Source organism: Nostoc sp. (assembly GCF_036919555.1).
Classification (GTDB): Bacteria; Cyanobacteriota; Cyanobacteriia; order Cyanobacteriales; family Nostocaceae; genus Nostoc.
Map to the genome: position 1 here is coordinate 33,302 of NZ_JBALCS010000013.1, position 19,279 is coordinate 52,580.

Below are 19,279 nucleotides of genomic sequence, written 5' to 3' on the forward strand. Positions count from 1 at the left end.
ACAATATTCATCGATTGGGACAGTTAAACAGCGAGGAATTTTATTTTTAATCAATGATAAAAAATAGTTAATTTAGTTATTAAGTCAGAAGTTGGGTACTGACTAATTTCGGTTAGATAACCCCTAACTCATAACTAAAAACTTCAACTACAAATTGTTTGACCATGATTTCATATTTCCAATGATATGATGCGATCGCTAATTTAGCTTCGTTCCAAGGGGATAGATTATTTTATTTCTAAAGCTATACCTCTCTAGTTAGAGAACTTGGTTACAGGAAAACGTTATTGTGAGAATGCAGAAAAGGACGAGTATCATGGCAGAAAAAAATCATCATGACGAAATTAAAAGCAATGATTTGCCACAGGAAATTACCGAATCCTACGGTACTGGTGTAAAAGACTTGTCGGGATACAATGTTGGCGGGCGCTCAACGGCAGCAGAAACACAGGAGTACACAGAAACTAGTCCTGAATTCACTGCTGGGGATGTTGATACTTATTGGGAAGATGCAGATGCAGTTGGGGATAAAGCTGTTGGTGGTAGTACTTCCAATCCCGATCAAAATGTAACAGAGGAGCTAGAAGCAGCAGTGGGGCTAGAAATGGATGACTCCGAGTTTCTGCATACCAACGATATTTTAGAGGATCGTGATGGCGATCGCTGGGAGTTAGATCCAAAGTCTTCTGAAGATTATCAAGACCGACGAGAATAAGCTCAATAAAAGTAGAAGGCGTATTCCTACTGTATATCTGTATATTCACAAATTGGATGTCGCCGTTAATAAATTAATTAATGTCGCTGAATTGGGCAGTGCTTGGAAAAGTGCTGTCCCTATAAAGCTAACATCTATCTACCGAAATAGTCACCTATCTATAATGTCTCAAATTTACCACATTTCAACTGCCAAATTATTCACTTTGCCCTTGTCAAGCATTATTTATTTTGGCTCTTGATGGGGAATTTTTATCTAAATATAATCTTTCTAATGTAGGACTACACTATGCCAGATTTATGTTTTGTTTATAATTGTTCTTCTTTCTGATTCCAATACATCTGTCTTCAGTAGGGTAAAATTGCAATTGTAAATTTGATAACGTTGTTAAGAATACTGATGAATTGTAATGGGAATTAATAATGACATACACGCAAACTAACGATCCAACTATTCATGAACATGTTCAAGCTTGGCAAAAGTTGGATGTGGATCAACAGCTTGCTTTGTTTTGGTTCATTTACAAAGAAATGGGGGGTTCAATTACTCCAGCCGCCCCTGGTGCCAGCACTGTTTCCCCAGAAATAGCTGAAGGTTTATTTAATCAAGTTAAGGAATTATCTCATGAACAACAATTACAAGTTCAGCGTGATTTGATTAATAAAGTAGATACCCAAATTTCTCGTGAATATGGGTCTTTGGGTGATACCACCAAGCTACTATTTTGGTATCGATTATCTCAAGGTATGGAAAATGGCACTATCATTCCTATACCAGATGATTATCAACTTCCTTCAGAAGCTAAAGTATTGTTTGGCCGAATTCAAGGATTAGCCTTTGAGCAACAAATTACTCTTTTCCGTGATTATGTTTCGCCAATGGGTGCCGAAGCAAAAGCAGGTGCTGGAATTTAGCACTTTTGAAGTTTTTAGGCTGCTTGAGGTTATCTATTTAGCCTCCAAATGAGGATAGGATGGCTGTTATACCAAGTTCATTTACTTGCAAAGTAGCTTTATACGCATCTATACCTCTCTTCTTAAAGCTTGTTATATCCGCCAGTCGCTTAATATAAATCTCAATTTTGATGACTGGCGTATTCATTTTTTTGATAAAAAACCACAGAGTCAAAACTAAAATTCTTACTCTATGATCATCTATGTCCTTTTGACGTGAATTGTTATCAACAGAAGAAACTTCGCAAAATGAAGTGATGTTCCCTCGTTCTGTTTATTAGCAAAGCCAGAGTCGAACTTGTTTCAGGCAAGATTATAATTTTCACTTAAAAATTTTCAGTTAATTAAGTAGTTAATTACTTTGAGGTGCTTATCACTTCTACGAACATCAATTTTTTAGAACAAAGTGTAATAAAATTTCAGAGTTTGGATATAGACGATCGCCTGACAGTTCTAGCGTTACTGTATACTGAGATTTCTGATGAAATTCCGGCGCTCTGTCTCAATAATGTACCAAATGAAAATACTGCGAATTTAGTTGCACAAATTCAAAACCTGCCACAGGCAAAACAGTTGTTTGCAGTAACCAAAACGATGTCGAAGTCGTTCTTTATATACATTTGAGGCTCTTTTGTGGGTGTTTTTTGTCTAAGTCCCATTAATCAACTACGCTTGAACGATGAAGTCTGAACCTATCAAAGTCGGCGCACCATTCAGAGTCGCAAATAGACCACCGCTACCAAAACCAGGCGCGCTGCCATTTTGGTTGTAGAACAACTGCCCACTCACAGCTTCATACACAATTTTCGCCGTGCTAGTCGCTGCTGTAGAAGTAATTTTAAAATCACTGGCATTACTAAAACCTGTTCCCACAGCAGAAGTAATAGCACTAAAGGTAGTCTTATCCAGAATAATTTTATCACCTTGGGAGTGTTGGAAATCAGCGATCGCATCTTGACCAACAGCAACACTGGCAAAAGAAGCATTAGTATTGTACAGAAATCTGTCAGCACCCGCACCACCAACAAGAGTATCATTGCCTGCACCACCAATGAGGGTATCATTCCCAGTACCACCACGAAGATAATCGTTGCCACTTTTGGCATCGATGATGTCATCACCTCCCTGACCATTAATCACATCGTTAGAATTGTAAAAACCCGTGATCTTATTGTTAAGGTCATTGAGGAATGTAACCGTATTTTTGTTAAACAAGTTAGTTTGAGTGGAGTTGGCATCGAAGACATCAAAACTATCGGTGATGGTGGTTTGCCCATCAAACAGGATATTGTCAATAGCAGGTCTTGCTTGATAAATTGGCAAGTTATCCAGATTTTCTAACTGAAAGTTTTGCAGGGTGACTTTGGTATCAGCTACATTTTCAAAAGTGACTTCTAAATTATTGCCGTTTTGAGTTAATTGCAGATTTTGGGCTGTTAAGCCACTCCCTGTAAATTCCAACGTGTCCACGTTCCTAATCACAGCCCTTGATGGATTTTTGCCTTTATCTACACCACCAAAATCAGTGATGATGTCATTGCCATCGCCCGGGCGAATCACAAACTTATCTTGACCACCATTGCCTGTGAGAGTATCGTTACCAGCTAAACCATCAATGATGTTGTTGCTAGCTGTGTCTACAAGAGTATCTGCACCAAGAGTTCCTGTAAGATTAGGAGTGTCGACCCCGATATTTGGCCCCCCAAATAATACATAGCTTTGCCCAGCATTGGGGATGTCGTTTGATGAAGTAAAAGGTGCGCCTATAATCAAGTCGTCAATACCATCAGCGTTAACATCCCCCGCATTACTGACTGAAAGACCTATGGCACCATCCCCAGGAATGGTGAAGCCATTAGTGCCATTCAAGTCGGAGAGGTTTAAGCTGCCACCACTGCCTACATTCCTCCCCCCAAACACCACATAGGTTTGCCCAGCATCAGGTGCGCCTATAATCAGGTCGTCAATACCATCAGCGTTGACGTCCCCCGCATTACTGACTGAGGTGCCTGAGAAGCTATTCTCAGTAATACCGTTAATGGCAAAGCCATTAGTGCCATTCAAGTTAGAGAGGTTGAAGGTGCCGCCACTACCGACATTCGTCCCCCCAAACAGCACATAGGTTTGCCCAGCTTGAAAGATGCCGTTGGCGGGGGCACGAGGTGCGCCAATAATCAGATCATCAATGCCATCACCGTTGATGTCCCCCCCATTGCTGACTGAGGTACCTGATTCGTTACCCGCAGCAATGCCATTAATGGCAAAGCCATTAGTACCGTTTAAGGAAGAGACATTGAAGATGCCGCCACTGCCGACATTTTTCCCTCCAAATACCACATAGCTTTGCCCAGCATTCTCGTTGCCGTTGGGGGAGGCACGATATGACCCAATAATCAGGTCGTCAACACCATCGTTGTTAATGTCCCCCGCATTGCTGATCGACCAGCTGTCAAAGTCACCAATGCTGGTAATGGTGAAGCCATTATTGCCATCCAGAGATGAGGGGTTGAAAGTACCGCCACTGCCGACATTTGTCCTCCCAAACACCACATAGCTTATCCCATATCCCCCAATAATTAAGTCGTCAACACTATCGTTGTTGATGTCCCCTGCATTGCTGACCGACCAGCCTATTGTGTTATTTTGACCAATTCCGGTGATGGTGAAGCCATTAATGCCATTCAAGTCAGAGAGGTTGATAGCGCCGCTACTGCCAACATTCGTTCCCCCAAACACCACATAGCTTTCCCCACTTTGACCGATGTCGTCACGAGAAGCAAAAGGTGCCCCAATAATCAAGTCGTCAACGCCATCGTTGTTGATGTCCCCCCCATTACTGACCGACCTCCCTGAGAAGTCACTTCCAGTAATACCGTTAATGGCAAAGCCATTAGTGCCATTCAAGTCAGAGAGGTTGAAGATGCCGCTACTGCCGACATTCGTCCCCCCAAATACCACATAGCTTTGTCCAACAAAATTTTTGCCGTTGCGGTTGGTATAAGGTGCCCCTATAATCAGGTCGTCAATGCCATCATTGTTGATATCCCCTGCATTGCTAACCCTGTAGCCTGACTCGCCACTAAAGCCGTTTATAGTAAAGCCGTTGCTGCCATTCAAGTCAGAGAGATCAAATGATGAATTAGCCATGATTTTCTCCTATAGTCAGGGAGTAAGCTTCAAAGGTCTAAACTTGAAATTCCGTGTTATGAAGTACCAAGTAGAGTTCGTGCGATGCTGATAGCGTACCCCTACGGGGATCTTGCTACGCGCAACGTCTCCAAGAGTTGCGTTAGCAAGTATTCCTACCCCTGCGGGGAAGCTAGCTACGCGCAGCGTCTCGTAGAGAGCGTCATAGCCCGTCGTAGACATAGCTGTTTCTAAAACATGGCTCAACCATAAATCAACAAAACAAGGCACTTTTATATGGAATTTCTTAATCAAAAAAACTGCGATGTCTACGACGGGCTATGCCTACGCTAACCATCTACTACCTACATTTGCGCTTGTAAGTTTATACTGCTTTTTCAACTGTCACAATCAGCTTCTTCATAACTTTACGAAAAAAATATACATTATTTATCCAAAAAATATTATGTAATAACTAGTGAATAGATCCGAAAAAAAATGCGATCTTCTATGGGATTTCTGCATCACCAGAACAGCGATCGCAACTATAGCCATCCTGAATCATTCGTGAGCAACAACATCCCCGACTTCTTTAATAAGTCGATAATCTACAGGTTACAATTCTTACAAATCATATCAGATTCGGTTAAACACTTATAATATCTGCTTTGTTGGGTTGAGGAACGAAACCCAACATTTGATCCTTGTTCATGTTGGGTTTGACTGCCGTTCAACCCAACCTACATTGATAGATTTTATTACAAGTAATCATCCGAACTTGATATCAAATAAGATTGCTATATATTAACTACAGTAATACGCATTCGGGGCACAAACAATCTTGTGCCCTTACCACAGTCACAACAATTAACCTTTTTTAATCACTGCTTGGTAGCGACCCAGAGCGATTAAAGGAAAGTATTGTTGATACATGTGATACTTGAGATAAAAATGGCAAGGGAAGCCAGTACCTGTAAAATCTGCCTCAAACCAAGTACCATCGGGCTGTTGAGTTGCCACTAGATAGTTAATTGCCTGCTCAATAGCTTCAAGAGCTAATTTATCAGTTGCTTCACCTGCTGCTATTAACCCAATTAAAGCCCAAGCAGTTTGAGATGCAGTACTATTTCCTTTCCCTTTTAGACTGGGATCATCATAGCTGCGGCAAGTCTCGCCCCAACCACCATCTGGGTTTTGACATCCCACTAACCAAGCTGCTCCCCGTTCTATACTGAGTTTATGCCTTTGAGGATCAATTAACGCCAAGGCTGATAAAACGCCACTGGTGCCGTAGATATAATTTACACCCCAACGACCAAACCAACAGCCTTCGGTTTCTTGTTCGCGCAGAAGATAAGTAAGCGATCGCTCTAAATTATAACTATCAATTGACAAATCACAAGCACCCAGCATTTCTACAACTCTAGCCGTAACATCTGCGGTGTTTGGATCAATCATGGCTTTCAAGTCGCCATAGGGGATGGAGTTAAGCCAATCCTGATCGTTATCCAAATCGAAAGCAGCCCACCCGCCTGGTTTACATTGCATAGATGCAATCCAGTTTAACGCACGAGTGATCGCAGCCTCTTTGATTTTTTCATTAGGGAGTTTCGCCAAATGTAAAGCCATCACCACCACCGCCGAGTCATCTACATCGGGATAAAAGCGATTGTCAAACTCAAAAGCCCAAGCCCCTGGTTTTCCTTGGCGATTTTTGACAGCCCAATCTCCGTAATCTAAAATTTGTTTTTGCAACAACCATTCTCCAGCCTTTACCACAGCCGGATCATCTGGTGCAAAACCAGATTCTACTAAGGCACGTATCACCCAAGCTGTATCCCAGACGGGTGAAACACAGGGCTGTACCCGGTAGCTATCCTCTGTTTCAATCGCAAAGTTATCAATTGCTTGCAAACCTCGTTCCACAATGGGATCGTTTCCGTCATAATCCAGACAGCGTAAAGCTAGCATTGAATTCAACATCGCCGGAATAATGCCGCCCCAGTCGCCTGTAGCTTCTTGGCGCTCTAAAATCCACTTTTCGGCGGCTTTGATGCCTTCTTCACGGAAGGGTACTAAATTCAGGCGTTCTGCCCACTTGAACCCTTGATCAAGGATGAGGAATAAATCAGTCCAATCACCACTTTGGGGTAATTCCCACCGGACTTGATCAACACCTTCAACGTATAGTTCATCTAGGTTGATAGTTGGATTGGTGATAAAAACAGGTTTGCGATCGCATACAATCAGCAACGGCACAGTACTAGAACGTGCCCAGCTAGACATCTCGTAGATATTGACGGGGAAAGCTTTTGGTAACAACATCATCCAAGCTGGTAGCGAGGGAATACCACGCCAGTTGTAGCAGCCAATTAAAGCTAAGTGTAACTTGGTAAAAATCCGAGTTTTGCTAATACCACCCCGTTGGAGAATAAAGGCTTGCGCTCGAATCATTGCCGGATCGGTTGCTGGTACACCTAGCAGCCTCAGCGCCATGTAGGCTTCAACTGAGGTGCTAAGTTCTCCGCCATCACCGTAGAAAAGTTCCCAACCGCCATGCTGTCGTTGCTCTTGACGCAGATATGCTGCAACTTTGTGTAAAGGTCTGCCTTGGTCTGTTCCCCAAATTTTATGCAGGAGGACGACTTCAGCAGTGATGGTGACATTAGATTCTAACTCTGCCCACCAGTAACCTGCCAGATTTTGAATCGAAAGTAAATATTGTTGACTGGCTGCGATCGCCGTTGCGACTTGATTGACTTTTACCCTATCTTGTGTTTGCATTAAATACTATTCAACCTCAAATAATTCGTAATTCGTAATTAAAACTAGTTATGAACACGGCACTACAGTAAAAAATTTTTTCCTATATCGGTAGACATAGTATTCTGTCTGAGTTACTGAGAATTTGCAATAGGTTATGGGTGTGATTGTATTAGGATTGATGCTCTTATCCTTAACAATTTGGTTGGGGTTACTGTGTTTTTGGGGGCAGTTTTGGCGAGTAGACCAGCAATTAGAGATTGGAGAAACTCAGCTAAAATCGTTGCCTGTAGTTTGTGCGGTGGTTCCAGCCCGTAACGAAGCTGATTTGATCTCAACCAGCTTGCGATCGCTCCTGCTTCAAGACTATCCTGGTTCTTTCAACGTGTTTTTGGTAGACGATCGCAGCACAGACCGGACAGCAAATTTTGCCGAAGGGGTTGCACACGCTGTAGGTAAACCTCAGCAATTGCATATTATCTCAGGCGTTTCACTGCCTCCTGGTTGGTCGGGCAAACTTTGGGCAGTTGAGCAAGGTATAAACAGCGCGAGTTTATTTGCACCTGACTATTTTTTGCTGACCGACGCAGATATTGAACATGATCCTGGTAATCTTCGCCGACTAGTTGCGAAAGCTGTTCAAGAAGATTTAGACTTGGTTTCGGTAATGGTGCGACTTAGGTGTGAAAGCTTTTGGGAAAAACTTTTGATTCCGGCTTTCGTCTTTTTCTTCCAAAAACTCTATCCCTTTTGTTGGGTGAATAATCCAAACAATCCCACAGCCGCCGCAGCTGGGGGATCTATTCTGATCGCCCGTGAAGCTTTAGAGCGAATCGGGGGTATTCAAGTGATTCGCCAAGCTTTAATTGACGATTGCGCCCTGGCTCAGGCTATTAAGAGGAGTGGGGGAGTGGGAGATAACACGACAAGCCCAATCCGCAGTCAAGGGCGTATCTGGCTAGGATTGAGTACTTTAACTTGCAGTCTGCGTCCCTATGATTCCTTAGTGACGATTTGGGATATGGTTGCTCGTACTGCCTATACCCAACTGAATTATTCTCCATTACTACTAGTGGGAACTTTGGTGGGAATGCCTCTGATTTATCTAGCTCCCCCTCTGTGTGTAATTCTAGGTGCAGTTTGGAGCAATTGGGCGATCGCATTTACAGGTTTATTAGGATGGCTGTTAATGTCCTTGGCTTACTACCCGACGATCCGCTTTTATAAATGTTCTCCTTGGTTAGCATTTAGTTTACCAGCGATCGCTTTTCTCTATACCCTGATGACTCTAGACTCAGCACTACGTCACTGGCAAGGGCGCGGCGGCGCTTGGAAAGGAAGAGTTTATCCTAGTTCTGATAATTTATAGTTGGGATAAAATTAAAGTAAGCCGAAAGTGGTTGATAAAAAAATTATGACGACCGCAACATCAACAAATAATCCTGTTATTGTCCCCAAAAAGCTGCCTTTTCTGGAGTCAATTTGTTGGCAGACTGCCGATGTATATCGGTTTACTTCAGAACAAATGCTGAGTCGCTACGAGCGTGGCTGGCAATATCGCAAACTATTTAATAATCTTGAGGGTGAAGAACTCAATTTCCTTAAGGAACTCGCCAGAGGCTATAAATCCTGGTTGCAAGTTTGTTTATGACCTTCAGATTTGAACACCATAATAAAATTCTCACAGTTCTTGAATGCTTAGATTCTGACATACTTAAGAAGGGTTCTGCTTATTTCGGTGGCGGAACCCTTCTTGCATTTGAGTTTAAAGAATATCGCTGGAGTCAGGACGTTGATTTTATCGCTTCTGTTGGTACAGAAGGCTACAAGTATCTGCGTACAGTGGTATTTGAGGGTGGGCATGAAGCATTATTTCGAGATTTAAGTAAAATTCAAGTTGGACGTAGCACAACTGACCAATATGGAATTCGGATGATAGTTTTTGTGGATGATATGCCGATTAAAACGGAAATTATTGCCGAAACTCGTTTTCAACTAGACCCACCAAGATATCCAAACTGGTCACTCGTTCCCTGCTTAAGCTTCAATGACTGTTTTACCTCTAAGCTACTGTCAAATTCTGACCGTTACGCAGATGACAGCGTTGAAGCAAGAGATTTAATTGATCTAGCAATTCTCAGGGTACAATCTCCAATCTCTCAAGTATCAATTGAGAAGGCTGAAAAAGCCTATGAGGTTATGCGCCCTTTGAAAAGAGCAGTCGAACGCTTTCAGGAAAGACCGGATTACAGGCAGAAATGCTTTCTCGGTCTGCAAGTTGATCAAGCTCAGATACCCAAAATTATCGACGGTATTGATTTACTCTCTACAGATTTAGGTTTATCTCACACTCCAAGGGTTTTTCGAGAACAACATGATATCTTTGCTGATTTAGAAACACAATTTGAAAAACGAGAAGATTCTTAAACAGGTAGAGCCAATGCCCCATGCCCCTCATCAGTGCTGAGTTTTGAGTGCTGAGTGCTGAGTGGGGAATCTCACTTCTTTACTCGGAACTCGGAAAAGAGGAACTCGGAACTGTTTTGCCCAATGCCCCTAAATCCTTGAAGCTGTTTGTTGAGTACTGGCAAGGCCAACAGGCAATGGTTGGGCGGCTTTCAATACCACATCCAGCAACCCTGGAAACAGCACCTCCAAATCTTCATGCCGCAGGATGTTAATGTGATGTGTCCCCGATTTCCGTGTCAAGACTATCCCCGACTGCCGCAAAATCTTGAAGTGATTGGACATGGTAGACTTAGCGATCGCAAAATCAAATCTGGCACAGCATTGTTCACCCTCAGTCGCCAACAGCCGCACAATCTCTAGCCGCACTGGGTCGCCCAATGCATACAGCACTCCCGGTAAAGAAATATTTTTTTGATCTGGATGATAAAGAAATCTCATACTTGCATTATCTCATCAGGTGGCATATATTTTCATTATTCGATATTATCGAATTATAGAATTAATTAGGAAGGCAATTTTATGTCATCCATTACAAATGTCACAGAAGCCACATTCAAGCAAGAAGTCTTAGAAAGTGAAATTCCGGTCTTAGTAGACTTTTGGGCACCGTGGTGCGGTCCTTGCCGGATGGTCGGCCCAGTCGTCGATGAAGTTGCTACTGAATACGAAGGACAGGTGAAATTTGTGAAGCTGAACACAGATCAAAATCCTACTGTCGCTAGCCACTATGGAATTCGTAGCATTCCGACGCTGATGGTTTTTAAGGGAGGTCGGCAGGTCGATACTGTCGTTGGGGCAGTCCCAAAAACTACCTTGAATAAGACCTTAGCACAGCATCTTTAATCTAAGTTAAGGGCATTAATCTAAGTTAAGGGCATTGGGCATGGGGCATTGGGCATGGGGCAATTCAATTTTGGATTTTGGATTTGAAATTTTGGATTAAATTTCAATCTAAAATCCAAAATCTAAAATCTAAAATTCTTGCTCCCCCTGCTCCCCAGTCGCTACTCCCAGAGTATTCTGTTTCTTCACCTAACGGGGAAAGGGCAAAATGGACTTGAAATTGCATGGTAAATCCGCGCTGGTAAGTGGCTCAACCGCAGGTATTGGTTTTGCGATCGCCCTGGGGCTAGCTCAAGAAGGTGCATCAGTGATTGTCAACGGTCGCTCTGAAGAACGAGTAGCAGATGCGATCGCTAAAATTAAGCATTTTACACCCGACGCGAAAGTTTCTGGTGTTGTTGCTGATGCAGGCTCTGCATCAGGGGTAGAGCAACTCATTCAAAAAATTCCTCATGTTGATATTCTGATTAACAATGTCGGTATTTATGAGCCAAAAACCTTCTTCGATATTACTGATGAAGACTGGTTAAAGATATTTGAAGTTAACGTCCTCAGTGGAGTTCGTTTGAGTCGGCAATATCTGCAAAAGCAGCTAGAGCAAAACTGGGGGCGGATAATTTTTATCTCCAGCGAATCTGCGATTCAGATCCCAGTGGAAATGATTCACTATGGCACAACTAAGACAGCGCAGCTTGCCATTGCACGAGGTCTAGCAGAAATCACCGTCGGGACTGGAGTCACGGTCAACTCTGTCCTACCAGGACCAACCCGCTCAGAAGGAGTTGAAGACTTTATTACCAAGTTGGCGCAAGAACGTGGTATCAGTCCAACTGAAGTTGAGGCTGAGTTTTTCCAAAATGTGCGTCCAACTTCCCTAATCAAACGCTTTGCAACTAATGAAGAAGTAGCAGCGATCGTAGTTTACCTTTCCAGTCCTGTAGCATCAGCAACTAATGGTGCAGCTTTGCGGGTAGATGGTGGTGTTATTCGGTCGATTATTTGAACCATATCTGTCGTAGGGGTACAGTCAACTTAACGTTAAAAGGGCGGTTAGAAACCGCGTCTACACAAACAAAACCCACCGACCTGGGTTAAAAAACTTTGAATTGGAGCAAAGCAAAATGACTAGTGATATCAACTTATTCTCTTCTTACCAATTAGGGAATCTGGAACTCCCTAACCGGATTGTGATGGCACCCTTAACCCGAAACAGGGCAAGTGAAGGAAACGTACCATATCAACTTAATGTTACCTACTACGTCCAACGTGCTTCCGCCGGACTGATTATTTCGGAAGCAACACAGGTAACTCCTGAAGGACAAGGCTATCCCGCTACACCAGGAATTCATTCACCAGAACAGGTGGAGGGATGGAAGTTAGTAACCGATGCCGTACATCAGGAGGGAGGAAGAATTTTTCTACAACTATGGCACGTAGGCAGGATTTCTCACCCAGACTTACAACCGAATGGAGCTTTACCTGTGGCACCTTCTGCAATTGCTCCTAAAGGTGAAGCTGCAACTTATGAGGGGCCTAAACCCTTTGTTACTTCCCGTGCTTTAGAAACTTCAGAAATACCGCAGGTAGTCGAACAGTACCGTCAAGGAGCAGCAAATGCCCTAGCGGCTGGGTTTGATGGGGTAGAAATTCACTCAGCTAATGGTTATTTAATAGATCAGTTTCTCCGCGATCGCACCAATCAACGTACAGATAAATATGGGGGTTCGATTGAGAATCGCGCCCGATTTCTGTTGGAAGTGACAGAGGCGGTAACTAGTGTGTGGGATTCTAACCGAGTCGGAGTACGTCTTTCTCCCAGTGGGACTTTTAACGATATAGGTGACTCCAATCCCCTGGAGACATTCGGTTATGCGGCTCAAGCCTTGAACCAGTTTAATTTGGCATATCTGCATATTTTTGAGGCAACAGAAGCAGATATCAGACATGGCGGGATAATTGTACCCACCAGTCATATACGCGATCGCTTTACAGGTACACTGATCGTCAATGGTGGTTATACCCGTGAAAAAGGCGATGCGGTGCTGGCAAACAAAGCAGCAGATTTAGTTGCCTTTGGCACACTATTTATCTCAAATCCAGATTTACCCCGACGCTTGGCTTTGAATGCACCATTAAATCAAGCAAATCAAGCAAGCTTTTATGGTGGCGGCGAAAAAGGATATACAGACTATCCATTTTGGTCAGCTGCTAACGAGCCGGTAGCTAACGCATAATAATTGGTAATTCGTAATTCGTAATTATGACTTCACGACTGTTTATTGTGCGGGCTGTAGGCAAGTCGTTTATTCTCAAACAAGGAATAATTTTTATTTTGTTTGATGAATAAATACATTCGCTTGTATCCTAATTTGGTCAAAACTCAACTATCAGGAGAATCTCATGAGTTCCATCACCCAAACTCAACCTTTAGATGTACCTAGTGCGATCGCTCAACGTCGTTCCATCAAAACTTTTAAAACAGACCCCATCACCCCAGAACTACTCAAGCAACTGGTAGAGTTAACCGTGGCTGCACCCAGCAGCTATAATATTCAGGACTGGCAAATTATTCTCGTGCAAGATGAGGCGCAAAAGGCAGCACTGTCAGCAGCATCTTTTAATCAACAGCAAATTGTTCAAGCACCTGTAACCTTTGTCTTTGCCGCCGATCCTAACGCAGGCGAACAAAACTTTACTCCAATTCTAGAGCAGGGAATCGAAACTGGCGCATGGAATGAAGGCACAGTGAACTACTTTAAAACCGCCGTCCCGCAATTTCAAGCATCGCTGGGCGACAAGCGGCGCGAATATGCCATCAAAGATGCGATTATTGCCGCTACCCATTTGGTGTTAGCAGCAGAAAGTCTGGGATTATCCACTTGTTTTATGAACGGTTGGCTTGAAGACAAAGTAAAGGAAGTAATTGGTGCTGGGGATAATCCAGATTTAGCGATCGCAGTTTTAGTTCCTGTTGGCTATGCAGCAGAACCACGCTTAAATCCAGGTCGTTTGCCATTCTCCTCCAACGTCTCTGTGGACAGAATCGGCAACCCTTATGCAGGGTAGCTTTCCGTGAACTACTCAGACTTGCCTAAGGCTGAAGTTGATCGCTCCCAATTCATCGGGAATAGCCATCAATTACTCCGCAGTTTTTTTGGTCTGACATTCCCTCCAAGGGCAGGAGTCCTGGTTCCCAAGACCCAAATCTTTTTCTTGGACATGTACCCTTACGGGTTCGGCACTTCCTTCAAGTCGGGGAACCGCAAGGGCGGAGTGCCTCACCTATTCGCTTGGTTTTCGCTTGTGGCATTGATGGTCAAGACATCACCTCTCTTACCAGAAAATCCTGGGGATTCGTCATACATCCAGAATTTGTTTTGACAATTCGTTTAAAATCAATTCCAGATGCAATCCTAAAAGCTTGGCTCACAATCCCCACTTGTGCGTGTACGTTGAGGGTGGGGACTTGGGCGTTACGTTAAATTGGTCATGGGGCATGGAGAATAAGGGATGAGTCTTTGAACTCCATTAATGAGTCTTTGGAACTCCATTAATGAGTCTTTGAACTCCCCTGCCCCCTGCCCCCACTCCCCACCATGTCCCTAGCCTCCTATCTAGAGCGTCGTTCGTTCCACTATGGCTGGCTCGTCGCAGGCTTAACATTCCTAGCCTTGCTGGTGGCGGCCGGAATTCGCTCTGCTCCTGGAGTTTTTATAGTGCCTCTCGAACAGGAGTTCGGCTGGAGTAGAGCAACTATATCTTTGGCAATCTCCATTAACTTAGTACTTTACGGACTGATTGGCCCTTTTGCCGCCACACTGATGGAGCAGATCGGCATTCGCCGGATGATGGTGTTCTCACTTGCTGTCATTGCTCTCGGTGTGGGTTTAACCACATTGATGTCAGCTTCTTGGCAGCTAGTCTTGCTATGGGGTGTAGTTGTGGGTTGTGGTAGCGGAGTTATCGCCTTGGTTTTGGGTGCTATTGTTGTCAATCGCTGGTTTTTGGAAAAGCGGGGTCTAGTTCTGGGCATTTTAACTGCCAGTACAGCCACGGGGCAACTAGTGTTTCTGCCCATGCTGGCCTCAGTAACCGATCGCTTTGGGTGGCGAACTGCGGCTCTGGCTCTTAGTGGTGCAGCACTTCTAATTATTCCAGCGATCGCAGCCTTTATGCGCGATCGGCCGGCGGATGTCGGTTTGCGACCTTTTGGCGACAACAGCGAAACTGTGGAAATATCACAGCCTAGAGTGAATTCCATCGCCTCCACCCTCAACGCCCTCTGGGTAGGAATGCATAATCGAGACTTCTGGCTGTTATTTGGTAGCTTTTTTATCTGTGGCGCAAGCACAAATGGGTTGATTGGAACTCACCTGATTCCCGCTTGTATTGACCACGGTATTCCTGAAGTCAAGGCTGCTGGTCTTTTGGCAATCATGGGACTATTCGATTTTTTTGGAACTACTATGTCCGGTTGGCTATCTGACCGATGGAATAATCGCTACTTATTATTTTGGTACTACGGACTGCGGGGTTTGTCTTTGATTTTCTTGCCCTTCAGTTTCGACTTTTCCTTCTATGGACTTTCCATTTTCGCCGTCTTCTATGGACTTGATTGGATTGCCACCGTACCACCGACAGTCCGCCTTGTTGCCAACGTCTTCGGTAAAGAAAATGTCGGTGTGATGTTCGGTTGGATTGTCGCAGGACACCAACTCGGTGCAGCCACAGCAGCATTTGGAGCCGGAGTGTTGAGAACTTGGACGGGTAGTTATTTACAAGCGTTTATTTTATCAGGCGTTCTCTGTTTGATTGCCGCAGTTTGTGTACTGCAAATTGGTCAAACTCCCACTAAAGGCAATTCACGATTATCTTCAGTTACGCTCAATCCTTAATCTATAGCTGATATGTACCTTGATTTGATCAAATAAATCCTTTGGTTCATAACGCTCTGGCAGTAAAACAGACTGTGGTTGAATCAGCTGCTAGATATAGTCGTTCAGACAATTAACAAGCTGAATTTTTGCTTAAAGTTGGTTATTTGCATACTCTAGGCGTAAAAATAAGTGATATGTCTGATGCTGACATACTGAACAAATTTGATAAAGTGTCAAAACAATTAATTGCAGAGGAGAGTAAAAATGAAAACCGAACACGAACGTGAACAATTAATTAAAGATATCAATGTACTGCTTAATCAAGCTTATGACAGTACTTTAGAGGAAATTTACGCTCTATTAAAGCGTATAGATGATGAAGAGGATGAAGAGGATATAAAAGCTATTACAGAAGCTAGGGAAGATAGACGCATCAACGGTACTGTGTCTTGGGATGAATATAAAGGATATGATAAAGAAACTGCATAATGTATCAAATTGAATTTACAAAGGGTGCAACAAAATAACTAAATAAACTCCCAATCAACATTAAAAACCGCATCGATTCAAAAATTTTAAATTTAGCTACAGAACCCCGTCCCAAGGAGATGACAAAATTAAAGGATGAAGAAAATACTTATCGTATTCGAGTAGGCGAGTACCGAGTATTTATGAAATATATAGGAATCCGATTTGATTTCTGAAAACATACTGAGACTGAAAATCCCGTTTGATCAGGGTTTTATCCGAAATCTTGTTCAAAAATCAGATATGAGTCCTATATGACAATATTTTGTTAATAAGTGTAGTTAAAATAGGGCATCGCAGTAATCTTTATGAAGATGAAAGTTGATATACAATCAAAACTAAGAGCTTTCGACATTATCAGCGATCGCCAAAGCAAAACTTATCAATCAGCAACCGTAGAACGTATCTGCTATCCATCTCGACCAATATAATATTGTGAGCGCTGCCCTCCGGCAAAGTCTAAAGATCAGCAAGTTTCGCCCAAGGAATTTGATCAGAAAAGAGGCGCTTGAATAAAATGCTTTAACTGTTAATCCTAATAAGGAGAATTAAATTTATGGCAACAACAGCTTTAATTGTCGGTGCAGGTAGTGGACTGAGTGCTTCTTTAGCCCACCTATTTGCCAAAGAAGGATTCACCGTAGCTTTAGCGGCTCGTCAAATTGAAAAACTTACTCAATTGAGCAGTGAAATTGGCGCAGTTAGTTTCGCTGCTGATGTCTCAAAGCCAGATCAAGTAGAACAGTTATTTATTAATATTGAAAAAAAACTCGCTTCCCCGAATATTGTCGTTTACAATCCCAGTTTCCGGGTGAGGGGTCCTCTTGTTGATCTAGACCCTGGTGAGGTGGCAAAAACCCTAGATGTAACTGCCTATGGTGGCTTTCTTGTCGCCCAAGCTGCTACTAAAAGGTTTTTGCAACTTGGCGGTGGTGCTATATTCTTTACTGGAGCCTCAGCGAGTGTTAAGGGTTATCCTCTGTCTGCTCCCTTTGCAATGGGTAAATTTGCACTGCGCGGTTTGGCTCAGAGTATTGCTAGAGAATTAGCACCAAAGAATATCCATGTGGCACATTTCGTGATTGATGGTGCAATCCGCTCCACAGACCGCCAAGATCCAGCAGATAATCCTGATAGTACTCTTGACCCGGATGCGATCGCTCAAACTTATCTCAGCATTCTCAGCCAACCCCGCAGTGCTTGGACATGGGAAGTAGAACTACGTCCGTGGGTAGAGAACTTCTAGCCTAGACAATTGTTACAAGAATATTTTTGCAGGTATGAAAATTGATTTTGGTGCAACTGCTACTGATTATGCAAAACACCGCGCTGGCTTTCCCAGTTCATTATTTAACAAACTGTCTGAATATGGTATAGGTTTACCAGGGCAAAACATTGTTGACCTTGGCACAGGAACAGGAACACTAGCGCGGGGCTTTGCCGATAGAGGTGCTTATGTAATTGGCATAGACCCATCACTTTCACTTTTAGAACAAGCAAGCCAGTTAAGTGAATTAGCCCAACTCAAAGTAGATTATCGAGTTGCAACTGCCGAGAATACCGAGTTACCAGATGCAAGTACGGATGTGGTAACAGTTGGACAGTCTTGGCATTGGTTTGATCGTCCGCGTGTCGTCCAGGAAATTACTCGGATATTGAGAGGAAATGGCTTGCTTGCGATCGCTCATTTTGATTGGATACCTTTAAAAGGTAATGTGGTGGAAGCAACAGAACAACTGATCAAAACTCATAATCCCGCGTGGAATCTAGACGGCGGTAATGGATTGTATCCCCTGTGGTTAAAAGACATTGGAGAAGGAGGATTCCGAGAAATCCGCACATTTTCTTACGATGTATTTGTGTCTTATATACACGAAGATTGGCGGGGGCGAATTCGTGCTAGTGCTGGGGTGGGAGCCAGCTTGACACCAGAAAAAGTAGAAATATTTGACCAAGAATTGGCAACATTACTCGAAGCAAAATATCCCACACCAATTCTTCAGGTTCACCACAGAGTTTGGGCAGCGATCGCAAAATCACCGCCATCTAATTCGTAATTCGTAGCGAATTCTCTGAGTTTAAATTCCAACTCTCAATATCAGGAAAACTAATCATGATTGATCTTTACTATTGGACAACCCCAAACGGTCATAAAATTACCATTTTCTTGGAAGAAGTCAGCTTACCATATACCATAATTCCGGTGAATATTGGGGCTGGGGATCAATTTAAGCCGGAATTTCTGAAGATTTCTCCTAACAATCGTATGCCCGCGATCGTTGACCACGAACCAGCAGATGGAGGTGCGCCGATTTCCGTCTTTGAGTCTGGTGCAATCTTGCTATATTTGGCAGAAAAAACCGGGAAATTAATCCCCCAAGATTTACGTAATCGCACTCAAGTTTTAGAATGGTTGTTCTGGCAAATGGCAGGGCTGGGGCCAATGGCAGGACAAAATCATCACTTTAGCGTCTATGCTCCCGAAAAGATCGAATATGCCATTAAGCGCTACGTGAATGAGACGGGACGCTTATATACAGTCCTGAATAAGCAACTAGCAGATAGAGAATTTGTGGCTCGCGATTATTCCATCGCCGATATTGCTGCCTATCCCTGGATTGTGCCCCATGAACTTCAAAGTCAGAATCTAGAGGATTTTCCTCACCTCAAGCGCTGGTTTGAGACAATTAAGACCCGTCCGGCAACAATTCGCGCCTATGAGAAAGCAGAAGCATTCAAAACTCAAGCGCCTGATCCAGATAAGTTACGAGATTTGTTATTTAACCAGTCGGCGAAGACTATTCAGCCTTGAGCCTTTTGAATTTAGGACTTACGCAAAATTGTCTCAAAAACCTGATTTGTCGTAGCGGTAATTCATGAATTACCGCTACTTCAGAACTTTTTTGCGTAATATCATGTTCGGTAAATCACTTACGATTAAGCTCCGATTTTAATCCACCAGTGAAAACCCGTTAACCCTTGAATCAAATCTTGCTGTTGAAGTA

The 19,279-nt window shown here is 43.3% G+C and carries 21 protein-coding genes; 18 read left to right on the forward strand and 3 right to left on the reverse strand.

The features are described 5' to 3' along the window. Positions 1–316: 316 nt before the first annotated feature. The 3 genes from V7K36_RS05505 (at position 317) to V7K36_RS05515 (ending at position 2,292) form a co-directional block, all read left to right on the forward strand. Complete coding sequence (locus tag V7K36_RS05505; protein WP_335113859.1) at positions 317–715, forward strand: DUF6335 family protein; 399 nt, start codon at positions 317–319, stop codon at positions 713–715. A 422-nt stretch (positions 716–1,137) separates the two neighbouring features. After that, positions 1,138–1,629, forward strand: coding sequence for an orange carotenoid protein N-terminal domain-containing protein (locus tag V7K36_RS05510; RefSeq protein ID WP_335113861.1), 492 nt, complete (start codon positions 1,138–1,140; stop codon positions 1,627–1,629). Positions 1,630–2,034: 405 nt separating this feature from the next. After that, positions 2,035–2,292 (forward strand): orange carotenoid protein N-terminal domain-containing protein, encoded by a 258-nt coding sequence (locus V7K36_RS05515; RefSeq protein ID WP_335113863.1) that lies wholly within the window; start codon positions 2,035–2,037, stop codon positions 2,290–2,292. Between the two features lie 42 nt (positions 2,293–2,334). On the opposite strand, the gene V7K36_RS05520 is transcribed toward V7K36_RS05515, so the two are convergent. After that, positions 2,335–4,815: a hypothetical protein gene (locus tag V7K36_RS05520; RefSeq protein WP_335113865.1), complete on the reverse strand. Its 2,481-nt coding sequence runs from the start codon at positions 4,813–4,815 to the stop codon at positions 2,335–2,337. Between the two features lie 846 nt (positions 4,816–5,661). Beyond that, complete coding sequence (gene shc, locus V7K36_RS05525) at positions 5,662–7,578, reverse strand: squalene--hopene cyclase (protein WP_335113867.1); 1,917 nt, start codon at positions 7,576–7,578, stop codon at positions 5,662–5,664. 136 nt (positions 7,579–7,714) lie between these two features. Between shc and V7K36_RS05530 the strand changes: the two genes are divergently transcribed. From V7K36_RS05530 to V7K36_RS05540, 3 genes are read left to right on the forward strand one after another with little or no spacing between them, the layout of a single operon-like run. Then, positions 7,715–8,926: a glycosyltransferase gene (locus tag V7K36_RS05530; protein ID WP_335113869.1), complete on the forward strand. Its 1,212-nt coding sequence runs from the start codon at positions 7,715–7,717 to the stop codon at positions 8,924–8,926. A gap of 45 nt (positions 8,927–8,971) precedes the next feature. Next, on the forward strand, positions 8,972–9,208 hold the full coding sequence (locus V7K36_RS05535) for a hypothetical protein (RefSeq protein ID WP_335113871.1): 237 nt from the start codon (positions 8,972–8,974) through the stop codon (positions 9,206–9,208). Next, positions 9,205–9,984: a nucleotidyl transferase AbiEii/AbiGii toxin family protein gene (locus tag V7K36_RS05540; protein WP_335113873.1), complete on the forward strand. Its 780-nt coding sequence runs from the start codon at positions 9,205–9,207 to the stop codon at positions 9,982–9,984. The genes V7K36_RS05535 and V7K36_RS05540 overlap by 4 nt, the downstream gene beginning before the upstream one ends. 129 nt (positions 9,985–10,113) lie before the next feature. Here V7K36_RS05540 and V7K36_RS05545 read toward each other — a convergent pair whose 3' ends face one another. Next, the gene (locus tag V7K36_RS05545) at positions 10,114–10,464 is read right to left on the reverse strand and encodes an ArsR/SmtB family transcription factor (protein ID WP_335113875.1); all 351 of its coding nucleotides are present in this window, start codon (positions 10,462–10,464) and stop codon (positions 10,114–10,116) included. Positions 10,465–10,545: 81 nt separating this feature from the next. On the opposite strand from V7K36_RS05545, the gene trxA reads away from it, so the two are divergent. From trxA to V7K36_RS05605, 12 genes are all read left to right on the forward strand, one after another. Continuing rightward, positions 10,546–10,869: a thioredoxin gene (gene trxA / locus V7K36_RS05550; protein ID WP_104906809.1), complete on the forward strand. Its 324-nt coding sequence runs from the start codon at positions 10,546–10,548 to the stop codon at positions 10,867–10,869. 208 nt (positions 10,870–11,077) lie between these two features. Next, entirely contained in the window at positions 11,078–11,872 is a 795-nt protein-coding gene (locus tag V7K36_RS05555; RefSeq protein WP_335113877.1) for an SDR family NAD(P)-dependent oxidoreductase, read from the forward strand. Between the two features lie 118 nt (positions 11,873–11,990). Then, the gene (locus V7K36_RS05560; protein WP_335113879.1) at positions 11,991–13,103 is read left to right on the forward strand and encodes an alkene reductase; all 1,113 of its coding nucleotides are present in this window, start codon (positions 11,991–11,993) and stop codon (positions 13,101–13,103) included. A gap of 166 nt (positions 13,104–13,269) precedes the next feature. Continuing rightward, positions 13,270–13,935, forward strand: a complete 666-nt coding sequence (locus V7K36_RS05565; protein WP_335113881.1) for a nitroreductase family protein — start codon at positions 13,270–13,272, stop codon at positions 13,933–13,935. A 6-nt stretch (positions 13,936–13,941) separates the two neighbouring features. Then, a complete protein-coding gene (locus tag V7K36_RS05570; protein WP_335113883.1) occupies positions 13,942–14,250 on the forward strand; it encodes a hypothetical protein in 309 nt (102 codons plus the stop codon). 215 nt (positions 14,251–14,465) lie between these two features. Next, positions 14,466–15,764: an MFS transporter gene (locus V7K36_RS05575; RefSeq protein ID WP_335113885.1), complete on the forward strand. Its 1,299-nt coding sequence runs from the start codon at positions 14,466–14,468 to the stop codon at positions 15,762–15,764. 246 nt (positions 15,765–16,010) lie between these two features. Next, complete coding sequence (locus tag V7K36_RS05580) at positions 16,011–16,235, forward strand: hypothetical protein (RefSeq protein ID WP_335113887.1); 225 nt, start codon at positions 16,011–16,013, stop codon at positions 16,233–16,235. 119 nt (positions 16,236–16,354) lie between these two features. After that, positions 16,355–16,450 carry a hypothetical protein gene (locus tag V7K36_RS05585; protein WP_335113889.1) on the forward strand — a complete coding sequence of 32 codons (96 nt, stop codon included), beginning with the start codon at positions 16,355–16,357 and terminating at the stop codon, positions 16,448–16,450. Between the two features lie 132 nt (positions 16,451–16,582). After that, positions 16,583–16,705: a hypothetical protein gene (locus tag V7K36_RS05590; RefSeq protein ID WP_335113891.1), complete on the forward strand. Its 123-nt coding sequence runs from the start codon at positions 16,583–16,585 to the stop codon at positions 16,703–16,705. Between the two features lie 125 nt (positions 16,706–16,830). After that, positions 16,831–17,520, forward strand: coding sequence for an SDR family NAD(P)-dependent oxidoreductase (locus tag V7K36_RS05595; protein WP_335113893.1), 690 nt, complete (start codon positions 16,831–16,833; stop codon positions 17,518–17,520). Positions 17,521–17,554: 34 nt separating this feature from the next. Continuing rightward, positions 17,555–18,331 (forward strand): class I SAM-dependent methyltransferase, encoded by a 777-nt coding sequence (locus tag V7K36_RS05600; RefSeq protein ID WP_335113895.1) that lies wholly within the window; start codon positions 17,555–17,557, stop codon positions 18,329–18,331. Between the two features lie 56 nt (positions 18,332–18,387). Then, a complete protein-coding gene (locus V7K36_RS05605) occupies positions 18,388–19,086 on the forward strand; it encodes a glutathione binding-like protein (RefSeq protein WP_335113897.1) in 699 nt (232 codons plus the stop codon). The last annotated feature ends 193 nt before the right edge of the window (positions 19,087–19,279 follow it).